Here is a 17,581-nt window from a genome sequence, read left to right as displayed (position 1 = left end):
AGGTGCGCTCGGCACCTTCAAGTTCGACTTCGAGCGGCGGCCGATGGAGCTGATCGTCCTGCGCGGCGAGGAAAGCGCCTGGTTCGGCGGGCCCTGCTATTTCGGCTCGCGGGCGATCTTCGGCCAGTTGACCGACGCCGATTTCGCCAGCGCCCATCGCGATTCCGACCGCACCCTGGCCGATTGCATGGCCGCTTGCGGCGTCGATATGGAAACCGTTCGGGCGGGCCGGCAATTGCGCGATCCGGCCGCGTTCCACTGCTGGTTTGAACTACACATCGAACAGGGGCCGGTGCTGATCGCGCGGGAAAAGCCGGTCGGCATCGTTACCGGTATTCGCGGCAATATCCGCCGCCGCCACGTGGTCTGCCGGGGCGAGGCGGCGCATTCCGGCGCGGTGCCGCGCTGGCTACGCCATGACGCGGTGCTGGCGATGTCGGAACTGCTGATGCGGCTGGACGAACACTGGCGGGTGCTGCTGGAATGGGGCGAGGACCTGGTCTTCACCGCCGGGATCGTCGAAACCGACGCGCGCGAACACGCCATCTCGCGGGTGCCGGGGCAGGTCAGCTTCGCCTTCGAATACCGCAGCCAGGATGCGCGGACGCTGGAATCCTTCGGCAAGCTGATCGAAACCGAATGCGCGCAGATCGGCGGCAAGCGCGGCGTCGCCTTCGATCTGGGGCCGGCGGTGCGGACCGAACCGGCGCGGATGTCCGAACCGATGATCGAACATCTCCAAGCGCTGGCGCGGCGCGCCGGGATGGATTACGAGGTCATGCCGTCGGGCGCGGGCCACGATTCCGCCGTTTTCGCCAATGCGGGCGTGCCATCGGCCATGATCTTCGTGCGCAACGACAAGGGCAGCCACAACCCGCATGAGGCGATGGATTTCGAGGATTTCTTTGCCGCCGCCGCGTTGCTGGCGGATGGCATACGGGACGCGGCGAATGCCGGGGAAGGGTTCGGGTCATGAACAGTGCCGGCGACAGCGCGGAGGAAGCCGCGCGAATCATTCTCGACTGCGGCGCGGTGCACACCCGCACCGGCGGCGAGCCGTTCTTCTTTTCCTCCGGCTGGGCCAGCCCGGTCTTCGTCGACCTGAAGCGGCTGATTTCCTATCCGCAGGCGCGCGGCCGGCTGCTGGAACTGGCGCTGGACCGGATCGCGGCGGCGCTTCCGGCGGGATCATTTGAACAGGTGGCAGGCTGCGAACTGGCCGGCGTGCCGTTTGCGACAATTGTCGCCGACCGTCTCGACCTGCCGCTGGTGGTGGCGCTGAAGCAGGCGCGCGGCTTCGACCGGCTGTCCCAGTTCGAGGGCACCTTCGCGCCGGGGACCGGCACCCTGCTGGTCGACGATCTGACGACCGACGGCCGCACCAAACAGAACCTGAAGGCCGCGCTGGAGCGGGCGCAGGCGCATGTCGTCGGTATCTTCGTCTTCTTCAATTACGGCATTTTCCCCGAAGCGACCGATATCCTGTCGCTGACGACGCTCGGCGATCTGGTGCGGGTCGCGGAACGGGACGGCTCCCTCGCGCCGGACGCGTTGCGCGACCTGAAGGGGTTCGCCGAGGACGCGCCGCGCTGGTCGCGCCGTCATGGCGGCATCGCGGCGATCTGAGCCTCAGTCCCCGGCGGCGCCGTGTTTCGTTTCGGGTTCCGGCGCGCCGCCGCGGCGGTATTCGCGCATCCGCTGGAAGGTGACGTAGAGCATCGGGATGAGGAAAATCCCCAGCACGGAAGCCGCAAGCATGCCGGCCAGCACCGGCAGGCCGACCGCAAACATGCTGTCGGCGCCGGGGCCCGAGGCGCGCACCAGGGGGATCAGCCCCGCAATGAAGGCGAAGCTGGTCATCATCACCGGGCGGAAGCGCAGCCTGGCGCCGGCAACCGCCGACTCCAGGATGGATTTTCCCGCCGCGCGCTGCTGCAGCGAGAATTCGGTCATCAGGATCGAGTTTTTGGCGGCGAGCGCGATCAGCACGACGATACCGATCTGGGTGTAAAGCACGAAGCTCTGGTCCATGAGCCACAGCGCAAGCATTGCGCCCAGCACCGCGACGGCGACCGACAGCAGTACCGGGATGGGGACGTTCCAGCTTTCATACAGGCCGACCAGGAACAGGAAGGCGAAGACGACGGCAAGGCCGATGACGATCGGAGTCTGCCCGGCGGAACGCTTCTGTTCCAGCGCCTGGCCGGTCCATTCGAAGCCGTAGCCGGCCGGCAGGGTCGCCGCGGACACGTCCTCCATGGCGGCAATGGCCTCGCCTTCGCCCCGGCCCGGCCCGGGGCTGCCACTGATCGAAATCGCGCGGTAGGTGTTGTAGCGCACCACCGTGCGCGGTCCCGCATCCAGCGAGGCGCGGGCGAGCGACGACATCGGGATCATCTGGCCGTCGCGATTGCGGACCTGAATCCCGTAGATGCTTTCGATCGAGTTGCGGCTTTCCTTCTCCGCCTGCAGGCGCACCGTCCAGGTGCGGCCGAACAGGTTGAAGTCGTTGATATAGTAACCGCCGAGGCTGGCCTGCAGGGCGGCGAAGACATCGGCGAGGTTGATCCCCAGCACCTGCACCTTGTCCCGGTCGATATCCAGCCTGACCTGCGGGGTGGCGGCTTCGAAGGTCGAAAAGACCTGGGACAGTTCCGGCCGCTGGTTGGCGGCGACGACGAGGCCGCGCATGGTCGCGGCGATGGCGGTCGGTTCCTGCCCTTCCAGCCCCTCGAGAACGTATTCGAAGCCGCCGGCCTGTCCGATGCCCGATATCGCCGGGGGGTTGAGCGCGAGGAAAAACCCGTCCGGAATCTGCGACAACGCGCCGAACAGGCGCCCCGCCACGACGCTGGCATGCATGTCGGGGGCGGTGCGCTCCTCATAGGGCTTGAGGCGCACGAAGGTCACGCCGGCGCTGGAGGACGAGCCGCCGCCCAGAAAGTCCAGCCCCAGGATGGTGATCGCGCCATCCACGGCGGGATCGTCGTTGATGATGGCCTCGGCCTTTTTCGCCGCCGCTTCGGTGCGGTTCAGCGACGCGCCGGGCGGCAGGTTGTATATGGCGATCAGGAAGCCCTTGTCCTCCGCCGGCAGGAAACCGGCTGGCGTGCGCTCGAAGATCGCGTAGATCGCGCCTGCGACGACCGCGACGGCGACCAGCGACAGCACCGCGGTTCTGACCAGACGGCTGACCACGGCGGCGTATCCGTCGGCGACGCGGTTGATGGCGCCGGTGACGCGCCGCATCGGCCCGACCGGGTGGCCCGGTTTCAGGAACATCGCGCAGAGCGCCGGCGAAAGGGTCAGGGCGTTGATCGCGGAAATCACCATGGCCGCCGATATCGTGATCGCGAACTGGCGGAACAGCACGCCGCCGCTGCCGGGCAGGAAGGCGACGGGGACGAAGACGGACAGCAGGACCAGCGTGATCGCGATGACCGGCCCGGCGATCTCGCCCATCGCCTTGCGGGTCGCTTCCGCCGGGGTCAGGTCGGGTTCCGCCTCCATCACGCGCTCGACGTTTTCGACGACGATGATCGCGTCGTCGACGACGATGCCGATGGCCAGCACCAGCGCCAGCAGGGTGATCGTGTTGGCGGTATAGCCGAAGGCCAGCAGGACCGCGAAGGCGCCGATCACGGAGACCGGCACCGCGACCAGCGGAATGATCGTCGGCCGCAAGCGGCCCAGGAAGACGAAAACGACGATGGCGACGAGGGCGAAGGCCTCCAGCAGGGTCATCACCACCTTGTCCATCATCGACGAGACGAAAGAGGCGGTGTTGTAAATGTAGGAGAAGTCGACGAGGGCGGGAAAACGCGGCCGCAGTTCCTCCAGCCGTTGCGAGACCGCTTCGGCGACGGCGACGGCATTGCCGCCTGGCGCCAGATAGATGCCGACGGGCGCGGTGGGACGGCCCCTGTAACGCGCCACGGTATCGAAACTGGCGGCCTGCAGTTCGATCCGCGCAACGTCACGCAGCCGCACCACGGAGCCGCCGCTTTCGCTGCGCAGGACGATCGCGCCGAATTCCTCGGCGGTGGACAACCGGCCCTTCGTGGTGACGGTAAGCTGCAGGCGCTGGTCGTCGCTCAGCGGCGCCGCGCCGATGCGGCCCGCCGCGGCCTGCACGTTCTGCGATTCGACCGCCGCGATGATGTCGTTCGGCGTCATGCCGAAACCGACCAGCTTTTCCGGGTCCATCCAGATGCGCATGGAGTAGTCGCGCGCGCCGAAAATCGACGCATCGCCCACGCCGGGCACCCGCTTGAGTTCGCTCAGGATGTTCAGCGTCACGAAGTTGCTGAGATAGAGCTGGTCGTGGCTGTCGTCCCCGGAATGGAACATGAAGACCTGCAGCAGGTCGGTTGAGACTTTCTGGATCGTCAGCCCCGAATTGCGGACCTCCTGCGGCAGGTTCGAAAGCGCCTGGTTGGCGCGGTTCTGGACATTGACCGTGGCGATATCCGGGTCCGTATCCAGATCGAAGGTGACGTTGAGTGTGTATGAACCGTCATTCGCCGAGGTCGATTTCATATAGGTCATGCCGGTGACGCCGTTGATGGCGTTTTCCAGCGGCTGGGCGACGCTTTCCTCCACGGTCCGGGCATCCGCGCCGGTATAGGTCGCGGCAACGCGCACCGTCGGCGGGGCGATATTGGGATACTGCGCCACGGGGATGACCAGTATGGCGACCAGCCCGGCCAGGGTGATGACCAGGGAAAGGACCATCGCCAGGCGCGGCCGGCGGATGAAGGTATTGAAGATCATGATGGATTACTGCCGCGCCGTACTGTCGGGCGGGGTATCGGAGTTGCCGGCCTGCGAGGCGGCGACGGTCATGCCGGGGCGCACCTTCTGGTGTCCGCTGACGACGACCCTGTCGCCTTCCGCAAGGCCCGATTTGACCACGATCAGCGGTCCGCGCTGTTCACCGACCGCAATGCGCCGGATCGTGGCCTTGCTGTCGCCGTCGACGCCGAGCACATAGGGGCCCTGCTGGTCCAGCAGGATGGCGGATTGCGAGACGACAAGGCGCCGTTCCGGCTGTTTGGTGACGACCATGACCGTAACCAGCTGCTGGTCGACCAGCAGGCGGTCCGGGTTGGCGATGCTGGCGCGGACCATGACGGAATCGGTGGACGACGTGGATTCGACGTCGACAAACTGGATTTGACCCTCCTGGTCGTAGATTGTGCCGTCGGCGAGCCGCAGCTTCACGAAGACGCTGTCGGGCCCGCGGCCTTCCTTGCGCACCTCCAGCAGCAGCCATTGCGGCACCGGGAAGGTTACATACATCGGGTCCTGCGCCACCAGCGTGACCAGCGGATTGCTGTCGATGCTGACCAGATTGCCGACGGAATAGGCCGCGCGGCCGACCCGGCCGTCAATGGGCGCGGCGATGCGGGTATAGCCGAGATCGAGCTGCGCCGATCTCAGCGCGGCCTGTTGCGCCTGCACCGCCGCCTGCGCCTGGCTGAGCTGCGTCTGCGCGGTGTCCAGCGCCGCCCGGGATGCGGTGTTGCTTCTGGCCAGGGCCGAGGTCCGGTCATAGTTCTGCCGGGCCAGGGTGAGCGCGGCCTGGGCGTTGGCCAGGTTCGCTTCCGCCTGGTCGACCGCGACTTCATAGGGTTCGCGTTCGATTTCGAAGAGCAGCTGGCCCTTGTCGATCTCGGCGCCTTCCTCGAAGGCGCGCTTTTTCAGGAAGCCCTGCACGCGGGCGCGGATCTGCACCTTCTCGATGGCCTCGATACGGCCGGTAAAGGAACGTTCCTCGGTCACGTCCTTCAACTGCACCGCCTCGACGATGACGGCGGGGGGGCTTTCAGCCTGGCCCTGCGGCGCCGGGGCGTCGGAATCGCAGCCGGTCAGCAGGAATGCAACCAGCAGCGGCAGCACCGCCGTCAGCCGGCCGGCACCGCGAGGGAAGGGATGGGTCATGACGCTCCGTCGGTCTTTTTTGCAGTTGCGAACAGACCTAGCGCATTACAATAAATAATGCACCTAAAAATAGTGGTAATCCTGTCGCTTTACGGATACCGCACCGCGGCAATTCGTCTCTCGGCCTTGCCACAAAGAACGACGGTTTCGTTTCGCGTCCTATCGCGATATGTACATCCACAGCGGCGAGGGGCTTCCGCGACCGGCAGGGAGATTATTTGATGGATGACGGAACACTGGCCAGCGCCGAGGATCTCTACCGGATCAGCCGTTGGGGCGAGGGTTTTTTTGGCGTCGACGATGCGGGGCGGATGCAGGTCCTGCCGGTCATCGGCGACGAAACGGTGCGCATCGCCATCCAGGAAGTCGTCGAGGAGTTGCGGGAACAGAATGTGCAGTTCCCGATCGTGCTGCGCTTCCACGACATCCTCAAGAACCGGGTGCGGGAAATCAACGAAAGCTTCGCGGCGGCCATCGCCGACGCGGAATACGGCGGCGTCTATCGCGGCGTCTACCCGATCAAGGTCAACCAGATGCGCGAGGTGGTGGACGAGATCGTCGACGCCGGGAAGCCTTATCATTACGGGCTGGAGGCGGGGTCGAAGCCGGAACTGATGGCGGTGCTGTCATACGATGTGGGCGGCGAGGCGGTGACCATCTGCAACGGTTACAAGGACGAGGAATTCCTGCGGCTGGCGCTGCTCGGCAACCGGCTGGGGCGCAAGGTGATCGTCGTGGTCGAAAAATTCACCGAAATCGCGCCGCTGCTGCGGCTGGCGGCGGAGATGGAGGTCCGGCCGGTCATCGGGTTGCGCATCAAGATGCGGGTGAAGACCGAGGGCCGGTGGAGCGGGTCCAGCGGCGAGCGCGCCAAGTTCGGGCTGACAACCTCTGAAATCCTCAACGCCATCGCCTATATTCAGGCGCAGGGCTATGGCGACTGCATCCAGCTGCTGCATTTCCATATCGGCAGCCAGCTCTCCGATATCCGCTTCGTCGAGAATGCGGTGCAGGAGGCGACCCGGATCTATGCCCGGCTGCGCAAGCGCGGCATCCCGCTGCAGTATCTCGATATCGGCGGCGGGCTGGGCGTCGACTACGACGGCAGCCGGTCGAGCGGCGATTCCTCGATGAACTACACGCTGGGCGAATACGCCAGCAGCGTGGTGTACAGCGTGAAGCAGATCTGCGACCTGGAGGAAGTCGACCATCCCAACCTGGTCAGCGAAAGCGGCCGCGCCGTGGTGGCGCATCATTCCTGCGTGATCATCAAGGTGATCGGCGAAATCGCCAACGGCGCGAACGGCATCGCGACCCATGCGGAGGAGGGCGAGCATTTCCTGGTGACGAATATGCGGACCCTCTGCGACGAACTGGCGGAGTACCGCAATTATCAGGAAGCCTGGAACCGGGGCTCGCGGGTCATGGACGGCGTGCTGGAGGGCTTCAGGCTCGGCGTCGTCCGGCTGGAGGAGCTGGCCAAGGTGGAGACGCTCTACTGGAAGCTGCTGCGGGCGGTCTCCGAGGGTTTGAAATCGGCCGATTTCGTTTCCGAGGACCTGAAGAACATCGACGAACTGCTGGCCTCGCAATACCTGTGCAATTTCTCGCTGTTCCAGTCGGCGGCGGACAGCTGGGCCATCGGCCAGATCCTGCCGGTGGTGCCGCTGACCCGGTTGAACGAGCCGCCGTCCAATCACTGCACGCTGGCGGATATCACCTGCGACAGCGACGGCAAGATCGCCCATTTCATCGGCGAATACGGCGAACAGTCGACCGTGCCGCTGCACGACCTGCGACCGGGCGAGGATTATTACCTCGGCCTGTTCCTGACCGGCGCCTATCAGGACGTGATGGGCGACATGCACAACCTGTTCGGCCGGCTGAACGAGGCGCATGTGTTCTGCGACGACGACGATCCGACCGATTTCTATATCGAGGAAGTCATCCCCGGTTCCTCCGCCGGGCAGGTGCTGACGATCATGCAGTACAACGCCCCCGCCATGGCCGACCAGGTGAAGCGCATGATCGACGCCGAGGTCCGCAAGGGCGCGATCCGCTCGCGCGAGGGCGTCCGCCTGGTCGATTTCTACGAGTCCTGTCTGAATGGATATACGTATCTGCGATGACCGGGGCAGCCGCGTTCGTGTATATTCGGCCATCGCGTGCTGCGGAAGGTTTCGTTCCCGATGTTCGGACGCCTGATCGGACCCGGTGTCGCCTGCGCCCTGCAACTGCTGGAGCAACTCGTCCAGTGGCAGAACTGCACTGAATTCTGGGTATTTCCCGTCAGCGACCGGCCGGACGGCGAAAATTCCTGGAAACGCGCCCTGGCCGACGGGCGGCTGATCGACGCGACGGCGCTGGCGATCACGCGCGATCCGAAAATCGAGACGACGGCGTCGCCGGGCGAACTGGTGGTGAATCCCGCGGCGTCGATATTCCGTCCGGTGTTCCACAGGATGGGATTCCACGGCCATGTCGAGATCTTCGACGGCAACGCCTACCTGGTCGGCGAATATCGCATTTCCGACGGCTGGATCGCCTTCTACACGGCGCTGAACGCGGTGGTGCTGATTGTCGCCTGGTTCGTGCCGCTACCGCTGATCATGCGCGCGGTGACCGAACAGGGCGCGGCCTATAGCGACCTGTTCACCCGGCCGGGCGAGTTCGTGGCGGTCGCGCTGTTCGTGATTCTGGTGCTCTTCATCCTGTCGGTCATCAGCGGCGCATTGATTCTCTGCCTCCGGTGCATCGGCTATATCAACCGGCTGCTGAACCTGCCCGATCGCCGCAAACTCACGGGTTTCCTGGCGCAGATCCGCATCTGACCGCTGTCTCTCCCTCAGGTCAGCCGGTACGCCCGCCTCGCCGTGCCGCTGAACAGCGCCGTTTTTTCCGCCGCCGAACAGCCCGAGGCAATGCGCTTGAAGGCGTTCCACAGCGCGGCGTAGGTGACGCCCATCTTCTCCACCGGAAAGTTGCTTTCGAAGGTGCAGCGATCGGCGCCGAACATCTCGACGGTCGGCGCGATCCACGGTTCCCATAAATCGGCAAGCCCCTGCGAGGAAATCGGCCTGTCGGCGGTGTGGTAATCGAACGCCGCCAGCCGCATCAGCATGCCGCCCAGTTTCATCGTGACATTGGGGCATTTGGCCAGTGCCGCCATGCCCGCCTTCCAGACCGGGAATACCGCATCCGTTTTGCCGGTATAGGGGCCGTAGCCCAGCGGTCCGCCATTATGGTTGACGATGATGCTGGACTCCGGGAAGGCGCGGGCGAGGCCGGTGAGTTCGCCAAGCTGGGTGAAGTAGACCCAGGCGTCGAGCGACAGGCCCAGCGATGTCAGTACCCCGAACCCCGCGCGGAAATCGTCGCGCGCATACAGGCCCGCGCCGGTATCGGCGTGGTGGCTGTTGCCCACGGCGGGGTCCTTGTGCCAGTTGGCCGCGTGGCGCACCCCGCGGAAACGCCCGCCGCCGGCGCGGATCATGGCTTCCAGCAGTTCGCGCGCCGCCTCGCCGCGGGTCAGGTCGGCGAAACCGACGATGCCGCTGGCGGCCATGGTGTGGCCGTACTGGCCGCTTTCGCACATCGCGGCGATGCCGGCGGCGAATTCGACCTCGCCGACCGCGCGCATCGCTTCCGGTCCCCCGGCGCGGTACATGGAGCCGCATTCGACGAAGACGGATCCGATAACGTTGTGGCCGGTCCCGGCATCCGCCAGGAAATCCGGCAGCATGTAGCGCCGGCCCGGCCGGTCCCAGAAATGCTGGTGGGTGTCGATGATCGGCAGGTCCGGCTCGATGATGTCTTCCGGTTCGGCCCTGGCCAGCCAGTCCGGGCGCAGCGGATGAATCTGGCCGTAGGCGCCCGGCACGGGCGTGTCGGATAGCGGGCTGCGTGTTTCGGTCATGGTGGCTCCCCCCGGATATAGTGATTGCGCGGAACGGTAGTGGCTGGCGCGGCTTGCCGCAAGCGGGCCCGCGCCGCTACAGTTCCGGCCCGCCATTTCCACCGCAAGAGGCCGCGCCATGACCGACCCCCGTACCCCTGTCCTCGTCGGCTGCGGCCAGGTGACCGACCTCGACACCCCGCCGGAACGGGGCCAGTCCGCCATCGACATGATCGAACGGGCGGCGCGGCTGGCGGCGGCGGATACCGGGGCGGGGGAGGCCGTGCTGCGCGGGCTGGATTCGCTCTGTATCCTGCGGCTTTACACCGATACGAGCTGGCGCTTCGAGTCGCCTTTCGGCCGCTGCACCAACCCGCCGGCGGCGGTGGCGAAACGGCTCGGCGCCGCGCCGCGCCGGCTGCAATACACCTCGCCCGGCGGCAACATGCCGCAATACATGGTCAACCGCACGGCGGAGGAAATCGCGCGGGGCGAGGTCGACATCGCGCTGATCGGCGGCGGCGAGGCCCTGCGCACCCAGCGCGGCGCGCGCCGGGCCGGGATCGAAATCGACTGGAACGAGGAAGCCGAGGGCGAATACGAGGAACCGGGCGACATGCGCCCCGGCGTCAACGAGTACGAAATGCGCCACGGCATGCGCGCGCCGATCTTCAACTATCCGCTGTTCGAAAACGCGATCCGCGCCGACCGGGGCCGGGGCGCCGCCGAACACATGCAGGCCATCGGCAACCTGCTGGCGGGTTTCGCCAGGGTCGCGCACGATAACCCGCTGGCGGTGCGGCGCGAGGGCTTCACGGCGGAACAGATCGCCACGGTGTCGCCGGACAACCGGTATATCGGCTTCCCCTATACGCGGCTGATGAATTCCAACCCCTATATCGACCAGTCGGCGGCGCTGATCATGACCAGCGTCGGCAAGGCGCGGGAACTGGGCATCGATCCGTCGAAATGGGTCTACCTGCATGGCTGCGGCGATGCCTGGGACCACTGGTGGATCACCGAGCGGGTGAACTACCGTTCCTCGCCCGCGATCCGCACGGTGGCGGGGCGCGCCTTCGACATGGCGGGCAAGACCCCGGCGGACATGGATTTCCTCGATCTGTACAGCTGCTTCCCGGCGGCGATCCAGATCGGCGCGCGGGAAATCGGCATCGCGGAGGACGATCCGCGCGGGCTGACCGTCACCGGCGGGCTGCCGTTCTTCGGCGGGCCGGGCAACAACTACGTCACCCATTCCATCGCCGAGATGATGAACCGGGTGCGCGGCAGGCCCGGCAGCTTCGGGCTGTGTACGGCGAACGGCCATAACGTCACCAAGCACGGCGCCGGGATCTATTCGACCGCGCCGACCGAAGGGCCCTGGCGGCGCGAGGACCCGGCGAAGGGGCAGGCGGAGATCGACGCCATGCCCAGACCGCCCCTGACCGAACAGGCGAACGGCGCGGCGCGGATCGAAACCTGGACGGTGATGCACCGTCCGGACGGGCCGGAACTGGGCATCGTCATCGGCAGGCTGGATGACGGGAACGTCCGTTTCGTCGCCAATACCCCCGCCGATAGGGCGACCCTGATGGACCTGCAGGAAAACGGCGATGTGGGACGCCCGGGCAGGGTAACCCATGCCGATGGACAGAACGTGTTTCTGCCGGGATAAGGAGCGCGCTGTCAGCGCACGCCGCCGCGATGTGGAAAACCGGTTTACATTCCCCGTCCGGAACCTAAGTTCCATACCGGCGTTGAGGCGCATTGGGAGCGGCTTTTTTCCAGGGGACAGATACTTCATGAACGCGCGTTATCTACCGGCCCTGTTCGCGGCGGTATTGTTGCTGGCGGGCCCCTTTCGGGTCGCACAGGCGACCCTGCCGCCGCCGGAGGACAGCTTCCTGGCGGGCTATGTGTCCGCCATCGTGGTGCGGGAATTCGAAATCGCCGAGCCGGTGATAAGTGTCGTCGGCGGATTCGTGACCGTCAGGGTCGCGGCGCTGCCGGATATCGAAAAGAACCGGCTCCAGTCCGCGCTGTCCGAACTCAACGGTGTGCTTTCGGTACGGATTGAAACCGCCGAAATCTCCGACGCGCAACCGAAAGCGCCGGTCATGGCGCAGATCCGCGAACCGGCGGCGCCGGCGGAAGAAAAGGGCACCGAAGCGCTGGACGCGCCCGAATCCGCCCGCGGGCTCGAAACGCTGCCGGGCGGCCGGCTGTTCAATCCGTTATGGGCCGATCCGCGCTGGGCGCATTTTTCCGCCGCCTATCACTATTACCGGGACGATGAGGAAGTGAACGATGCAGGCACCGTCAGCTTCGGCGAATCCTTCGGGCTGCTGCGGGGCAGCGCCGGCAAGGATGCGCGCTGGCAGGTCGATTTCCAGGCGGCGGTCTTCGGCATTTTCGACCTCAACGCCGAGTCCAAGGATCTGATCAATGCGGATTACTGGGTCGGCATCCCGGTGAGCTACCGCAACGGCAATTTCTCGGCCATGGCCCGCGTGTTCCACCAGAGTTCCCATCTGGGCGACGAGTTCCTGCTGCGGCGCCAGGATTTCGACCGGGTGAACCTGAGCTACGAATCGGTCGACCTGAAAACCTCGTATGAGTTCGACAACGGTTTCAGGCTCTATGGGGGCGCGGGCTACCTGTTCCACCGCGATCCGGCCGACCTCGCCCCCTGGTCAACCCAGATCGGCGCGGAATATGCGTTTCCCACGACCTACACGCTGCCGATCTTCGGCAGCGCGGTGCGCCCGGTCGCGGCGGCCGACCTGCAGAACCGGGAGGAAAACAACTGGCGCGCGGACCTGTCGCTGCGCGGCGGCATCCAGTTCGAAAACCCGGTCGCGAAAAGCCAGCAGGTGCAGCTGATGCTGGAATATTTCAACGGCCGCAGTCCGAACGGCCAGTTCTACGACCGCGGCGTGGAATATATCGGCCTCGGCATGCATGTCTATCTGGAGTGATCTCCGAGAGGCGACGCCGCCGGTCAGTACATATGCTGGCCGCCGTTGATCGACATGGTCGAGCCGGTAACGAAGCTGGCTTCGTCCGCCACCAGAAATAAAACGCCGCGGGCGATATCGTCCGCCGTGCCCAGCCGGCCGACCGGGATGCGTTCGACGATCTTTTCCAGGATGTTCGGCGGGACCGAGCGCACCATGTCCGTATCGACATAGCCGGGGGCGACCGCGTTCACGGTGATGCCGACCGCCGCACCTTCCTGCGCCAGCGCCTTGGTGAAGCCGTGGATGCCGGATTTGGCGGCGGCGTAATTGACCTGGCCGTACTGCCCGGCCTGGCCGTTGATCGAGCCGACATTGACGATTCGGCCGAACTTGCGTTCGCGCATGCCCTGGATAACGGCATGGCACATGTTGAAGCAGGAACCGAGATTGGTGTCGATGACCGCCTGCCACTTTTCGTGATCCATCCGGTGCAGGGTGCCGTCGCGGGTGATGCCGGCATTGTTGACCAGCACCTCGACCGGGCCGAGTTCGGCCGCGACCTTTCCGACGCCGGCTTCACAGGCATCGGAATTGCTGACATCGACCTTGTAAACGGATATGCCGGTGTCCCTCCTGAAGGCGCCGGCCGCCTCGTCATTGCTGGCATAAAAGGCGGCAACGCTGTACCCGTTTTTCTTCAGGGTCATGCTGATGGCGGCGCCGATACCGCGCGTTCCACCGGTAACGATTGCTACGCGTCCCACTGTATCCTCCCATAATGTACGACCCGTACAGCGCCGGGTACTTGGTTAGCCCTGGTTACGAATCCCCGGATGGCAGGGGTCAGGAACCGGGTTCGAATATTAGCGGGAAATATAGCACATAAGGCCTGAAGGAAACCGCAAGACGTTCCCCCTCAAACCTGTGAATCCGATCTCATGTCCGTCCGGTGATTCAGATCATCCGACACTGGCTTTCTGGCGATCGGTGAAGGTTTCGAAGAATAGCCGGCCCGAATCCTTCTGGTTCTCATAAATCGATCCCTGGTGCGGGGCCGGCGGATAGGGCATGCGGACCGGCGCTTCCCGGACCCGGATTTCCGTCGGCGCCGTCCCCAGCACGATCCGCGAATCGTATTCCGCCGGCGGCACCTTCGGGCCGACCAGCGGCCAGGCATCCGCCGCGGCGTATTCCCACAGCAGCAGGCGGCGCTGCCGGTTCGACGTGTTCATCGCCGATCCATGCACCATGCGGACGTGGTGAATCGTCATGGAGCCGGCCTTGCCCGTCAGCGGAACGGCGGCGCTTACATCCAGCCTGGCGGCCTCCGGGTCGATGGCGCCGCAGAAACGCCCGTTGTGGTGATGATTGTAGGTCGGTCCCTTGTGAGAGCCGGGCAGCACCATCAGCGGTCCGTTCGATTCATCGCAGTCGTCCAGCAGGATGCCGGTCGCCAGGACGTCGTCATTCGTGTGCGGATAGAAGGCCCAGTCCTGGTGCCATTCCACCGGCGCGCCGTACCCGGCCGATTTCATGTTCATCTTGCCGCCATAGAACCGGATATTCGGCCCCAGCAACGGAACCAGCGGATGCAGAATATCGGGGTCGCAGGCAAGGTTGCGAAAGAATTCGGAATGTTCATACGGGTTCTTGATGCGGCGGACGCGCGGATTTGCCGGCGTATGGCTGTCCTCGAGGTCGTAAATATCGTCGTTTTCGCTGACGCAGCCGGCCTGAGCGACGATTGCTTCGGTTTCCCGGCGCAAATCCGCGAGTTTTTCCGGGCTCAGGACGTTCTCGACGACGATATAGCCGTTTGTCCTGTAAAACGCGACCTGATCGTCCGTCAGGGATACTGGCATCGTGTTTCCTCCCTCACCTTGAAAGCCCGATAACTGCCGGTGGGCTCTCGCCACGGTAGCGGGTGCCAATTCCGGCCGCAAGCATTTGCGCCTGACAACCTGCCTTGTGATCAATAACCGTCCCGGCAGCAGGCCGGTTCCGTGGCGCTTTCGTTTTTCAGGCGGTGCGGGGCTTGCGGCCCATCGGGGGATGGCGGTTCCAGTTGAATCCGGGCGCGGCCGGGTGACCGGCGGCAACGAGGCTGTCGACCAGCGCTTCGTCTTCGGCCGTGAATTCATGCTTCAGGGCGTCGATATAGCCCTTCCACTGCTGCAGGGTCCGGGGACCGGTAATGACGCTGGTGACGATTTTGTTGTTGAGGACCCAAAGCGTCGCGAATTCCGCCGGCGTCATGCCGCGTTTGGCGACGTGCTTCCTGATCGCGTCCACGACCGTATAGACTTCCGGCTGCAGGTCGCGGTTGAGGATGCTGGCGTCGCCGCGCGCGGCGCGGCTGTTCTTCGGGGGCGCCTTGCCCTGCTCGTATTTGCCGGTCAGCGCGCCGCGCGCCAGCGGCGAGAACGGGGCCACGCCGATGCCGAAATGCTCGCAGGCGGGCAGGTGGTCGTTTTCCGCCTGCCGCATGACGATGTTGTACATCGGCTGGCTGACGACGGGGTAGGGCGTGCCGGTCCGGTCGCACAGCCGGATGATCTCCGCCACTTCCCAGCCGTAATGGTTGGAAAAGCCCCAATAGGTCGCCTTGCCGCTGGCGATGACATCGCGCATGGCGGTGATGCTTTCGATCAGCGGCGTGTCGCGGTCGCGGTGATGCATGTAGTAGATGTCGACATAGTCGGTCGCGAGCCGTTTCAGGCTGGCGTCGATGCCTTCCATGATCCATTTCCGCGACAATCCGCGCTTGCGCTCCGGCGGGCCGTCGTGCTGTCCGATCTTGGTCGCGAGGACCCAGTTATTGCGGTCCTTCCTGAGCAGCTTGCCCAGCACCGTTTCCGCCTTGCCGCCGGAATAGGCGTCGGCGCAGTCGATGAAGTTGACCTGGTTGTCGCGCGCCATGTCGATGACCTTGGCGGCGGTGGCGTCCGACATGCTGCTGCCGAAATCCAGGGTGCCGAGGCAGAGGGTCGAGACCCGCAGCCCGCTGTTGCCGAGATAGCGAAATTCCATTTTTCCCGTTCCCTGTCGCATTCGTTGCAATCGGTGAGGATTATAACCGAACAGGCGGCGGAGAATATCCCGGAAAATGATCGTGGCGGGTCGTCAGGCCCTTCTGGCCCGCTGTTCGCGCCACAGCACGTATAACCCGCTGGCGACGATGATGACCGTGCCGGCGAGGACGTGCAGCCCCGGGATATGGCCGAAGATGTAATACCCCAGGATCGTCGCCCAGATCAGCTTGGTATAATTGAACGGCGCCAGTAGCGACACCTGGGCGCCTTCCGCCGCGCGGATCATCATGAAATGCGCCACAACGCCGAGCAGCCCGATAAAGAAGAACATCGCCACGAACTCCAGGGTCAATGGCGACCAGACGAAGCCGACGATCAGGCTGGTCCACAGCAGGCTGCCGACGCCCGTATAGAACAGTGCGACGAGCGTGGGTTCGGTGCTGCTGAGCTTGCGCGTGACTATCTGGAACAGGGCGAAGGCGAAGGCCGATATGACCGGCATGATCACGGCCCAGTGCATTGTGCCGCTGGGCCGGATCACGATAAGCACGCCCGCCAGCCCGACCAGTACGGCCGACCAGCGGTGCAGCCCGACTTTCTCGCCGAGGATCGGGATCGACAGCACGGTGATGATGAACGGTGAGGCGAAAGTGATCGCGATCGTGTCCGCCATCGGCAGATAGCTCATGCCGAGGAACAGCGAGCAGATGCTGGTCACGATGATCGCCGAGCGCAGCATGTGCAGCCCGATCCGGTTCGTTGAGTACATCCTGCGCAGGGGAATGCGTTTCACCATGGCGAAGATGAGGATGTAGGTCGTCATCGACAGGAAATAGCCCCACGTCACATGGATGGAGTGCAACTCCGGCGAATAGTATTTCGCCGCGGCGTTGATGATCGCGGTGAGGAAGTTCGCAAAGACGAACAGCGCGATGCCAAAAAAGGGGCGGTCGATCGCCATGCTCGGGGTTACCTGATTGTTCGGGAAGGGGCTTGCCCCGTCGGAGCCAGCGCAATCTAGCCTCTGTGGGATGAAAAGCCAGCAGGAAGAATTTTATTCGAAATAAATTGATATTGAGAATTAGTCGCATTATCCTCCCGGATCAGCATCGCGCTGTTGTCCGTCGGGCCTGTATCGGGCGCAGGACGGGAATAAATTAACGGGGAGCACGATATTGTCGCCTGATATTATTGATACCGGCACGCGTCTCTGGCCGACGGAAACGCGGGAACTCGATGCCGCGGAACGGTTCATCGTCCGCTCGTTCCGCCGCTGGATCCTGGGACTCCGGCAGAATGACGGCGGCCACTGGTCGCTGGTCTGGAACGAGTTTGCGCGAAATTTCGGCGAACCCGACGGGAAGGCGGCGCTGTCCGGCTTCGCCCGGCTGGTCAGGGGGCTGCAATGCCATGCGCGGCGCAATATCGCCTATCACCAGCCATGCTGCCCATGCCTGTGCGCGGACGAGATCTGTATCGTCAACATGGTCGCGGCCTGCCAGCGACGGCGGCTGTCGCATGCCCATGCGCTGGCCGAATGGATGGTGTGCGCCGACGGGATCGGCGACCTGATCGACGCCGCCTCGCAGGTGGCCCACTTCATGGGGAATCACGGGCTGGCGTTTCCCGACCGCAGCCGGCCGGCGCCTTTACCGGTCGCCGGCGCCGCCCCCGCCCCCGAATACAGAACCGTTCACTAGCAGGCTGCGGAAAAACCCTTCCCAGCGTCGCGCGGTCGTGATTCAATTCTC

14 protein-coding genes are annotated in these 17,581 nt (G+C 64.7%); 7 read left to right on the top strand and 7 right to left on the bottom strand.

Annotated features, from left to right (window positions below):
- The coding region (locus WD767_02030; protein ID MEX2614851.1) for a M20/M25/M40 family metallo-hydrolase at positions 1-976 on the top strand (976 nt) is incomplete at its 5' end.
- Positions 973-1,626, top strand: coding sequence for a phosphoribosyltransferase family protein (locus WD767_02025; GenBank protein ID MEX2614850.1), 654 nt, complete (start codon positions 973-975; stop codon positions 1,624-1,626). The genes WD767_02030 and WD767_02025, both read left to right, overlap by 4 nt.
- Before the next feature lie 3 nt (positions 1,627-1,629).
- Here WD767_02025 and WD767_02020 read toward each other — a convergent pair whose 3' ends face one another.
- Together WD767_02020 and WD767_02015 are read right to left on the bottom strand one after the other, a co-directional pair.
- A complete protein-coding gene (locus WD767_02020) occupies positions 1,630-4,773 on the bottom strand; it encodes a multidrug efflux RND transporter permease subunit (protein MEX2614849.1) in 3,144 nt (1,047 codons plus the stop codon).
- Between the two features lie 6 nt (positions 4,774-4,779).
- Positions 4,780-5,943, bottom strand: coding sequence for an efflux RND transporter periplasmic adaptor subunit (locus WD767_02015; GenBank protein ID MEX2614848.1), 1,164 nt, complete (start codon positions 5,941-5,943; stop codon positions 4,780-4,782).
- Positions 5,944-6,164: 221 nt separating this feature from the next.
- On the opposite strand from WD767_02015, the gene speA reads away from it, so the two are divergent.
- Together speA and WD767_02005 are read left to right on the top strand one after the other, a co-directional pair.
- Positions 6,165-8,072, top strand: coding sequence for a biosynthetic arginine decarboxylase (speA, locus tag WD767_02010; protein MEX2614847.1), 1,908 nt, complete (start codon positions 6,165-6,167; stop codon positions 8,070-8,072).
- Positions 8,073-8,132: 60 nt separating this feature from the next.
- The gene (locus WD767_02005; GenBank protein MEX2614846.1) at positions 8,133-8,774 is read left to right on the top strand and encodes a hypothetical protein; all 642 of its coding nucleotides are present in this window, start codon (positions 8,133-8,135) and stop codon (positions 8,772-8,774) included.
- Positions 8,775-8,788: 14 nt separating this feature from the next.
- Here WD767_02005 and WD767_02000 read toward each other — a convergent pair whose 3' ends face one another.
- Positions 8,789-9,859 (bottom strand): amidohydrolase family protein, encoded by a 1,071-nt coding sequence (locus tag WD767_02000; GenBank protein ID MEX2614845.1) that lies wholly within the window; start codon positions 9,857-9,859, stop codon positions 8,789-8,791.
- A gap of 118 nt (positions 9,860-9,977) precedes the next feature.
- Between WD767_02000 and WD767_01995 the strand changes: the two genes are divergently transcribed.
- Both WD767_01995 and WD767_01990 read left to right on the top strand, forming a co-directional pair.
- Entirely contained in the window at positions 9,978-11,513 is a 1,536-nt protein-coding gene (locus WD767_01995; protein MEX2614844.1) for an acetyl-CoA acetyltransferase, read from the top strand.
- Between the two features lie 127 nt (positions 11,514-11,640).
- Positions 11,641-12,816, top strand: coding sequence for a DUF1207 domain-containing protein (locus tag WD767_01990; GenBank protein MEX2614843.1), 1,176 nt, complete (start codon positions 11,641-11,643; stop codon positions 12,814-12,816).
- 23 nt (positions 12,817-12,839) lie between these two features.
- On the opposite strand, the gene phbB is transcribed toward WD767_01990, so the two are convergent.
- The 4 genes from phbB to WD767_01970 form a co-directional block, all read right to left on the bottom strand.
- The gene (gene phbB, locus WD767_01985) at positions 12,840-13,562 is read right to left on the bottom strand and encodes an acetoacetyl-CoA reductase (GenBank protein MEX2614842.1); all 723 of its coding nucleotides are present in this window, start codon (positions 13,560-13,562) and stop codon (positions 12,840-12,842) included.
- Between the two features lie 195 nt (positions 13,563-13,757).
- Positions 13,758-14,660 (bottom strand): phytanoyl-CoA dioxygenase family protein, encoded by a 903-nt coding sequence (locus WD767_01980; GenBank protein MEX2614841.1) that lies wholly within the window; start codon positions 14,658-14,660, stop codon positions 13,758-13,760.
- 157 nt (positions 14,661-14,817) lie between these two features.
- The gene (locus tag WD767_01975; protein MEX2614840.1) at positions 14,818-15,828 is read right to left on the bottom strand and encodes an aldo/keto reductase; all 1,011 of its coding nucleotides are present in this window, start codon (positions 15,826-15,828) and stop codon (positions 14,818-14,820) included.
- 93 nt (positions 15,829-15,921) lie between these two features.
- Complete coding sequence (locus tag WD767_01970; protein MEX2614839.1) at positions 15,922-16,791, bottom strand: DMT family transporter; 870 nt, start codon at positions 16,789-16,791, stop codon at positions 15,922-15,924.
- A 214-nt stretch (positions 16,792-17,005) separates the two neighbouring features.
- Here WD767_01970 and WD767_01965 point away from each other — a divergent pair, with 214 nt between their 5' ends.
- On the top strand, positions 17,006-17,530 hold the full coding sequence (locus WD767_01965; protein ID MEX2614838.1) for a hypothetical protein: 525 nt from the start codon (positions 17,006-17,008) through the stop codon (positions 17,528-17,530).
- Positions 17,531-17,581: the final 51 nt, after the last annotated feature.

This window comes from Alphaproteobacteria bacterium, from assembly GCA_040905865.1.
Taxonomy (GTDB): Bacteria; Pseudomonadota; Alphaproteobacteria; order UBA8366.
Note: the sequence above shows the minus strand (reverse complement) of the source record. Positions and strands in the feature narration are given on the sequence as shown.

Bases quoted from the DNA above. Each gene is read 5' to 3' on its own strand.
- WD767_02005 (MEX2614846.1), top strand. From the start codon at position 8,133: ATGTTCGGACGCCTGATCGGACCCGGTGTCGCCTGCGCCCTGCAACTG.
- WD767_02025 (MEX2614850.1), top strand. From the start codon at position 973: ATGAACAGTGCCGGCGACAGCGCGGAGGAAGCCGCGCGAATCATTCTC.
- WD767_01975 (MEX2614840.1), bottom strand. From the start codon at position 15,828: ATGGAATTTCGCTATCTCGGCAACAGCGGGCTGCGGGTCTCGACCCTC.
- WD767_01980 (MEX2614841.1), bottom strand. From the start codon at position 14,660: ATGCCAGTATCCCTGACGGACGATCAGGTCGCGTTTTACAGGACAAAC.
- WD767_01995 (MEX2614844.1), top strand. From the start codon at position 9,978: ATGACCGACCCCCGTACCCCTGTCCTCGTCGGCTGCGGCCAGGTGACC.
- speA (MEX2614847.1), top strand. From the start codon at position 6,165: ATGGATGACGGAACACTGGCCAGCGCCGAGGATCTCTACCGGATCAGC.
- WD767_01990 (MEX2614843.1), top strand. From the start codon at position 11,641: ATGAACGCGCGTTATCTACCGGCCCTGTTCGCGGCGGTATTGTTGCTG.
- WD767_01970 (MEX2614839.1), bottom strand. From the start codon at position 16,791: ATGGCGATCGACCGCCCCTTTTTTGGCATCGCGCTGTTCGTCTTTGCG.
- WD767_02015 (MEX2614848.1), bottom strand. From the start codon at position 5,943: ATGACCCATCCCTTCCCTCGCGGTGCCGGCCGGCTGACGGCGGTGCTG.
- WD767_02020 (MEX2614849.1), bottom strand. From the start codon at position 4,773: ATGATCTTCAATACCTTCATCCGCCGGCCGCGCCTGGCGATGGTCCTT.
- WD767_02000 (MEX2614845.1), bottom strand. From the start codon at position 9,859: ATGACCGAAACACGCAGCCCGCTATCCGACACGCCCGTGCCGGGCGCC.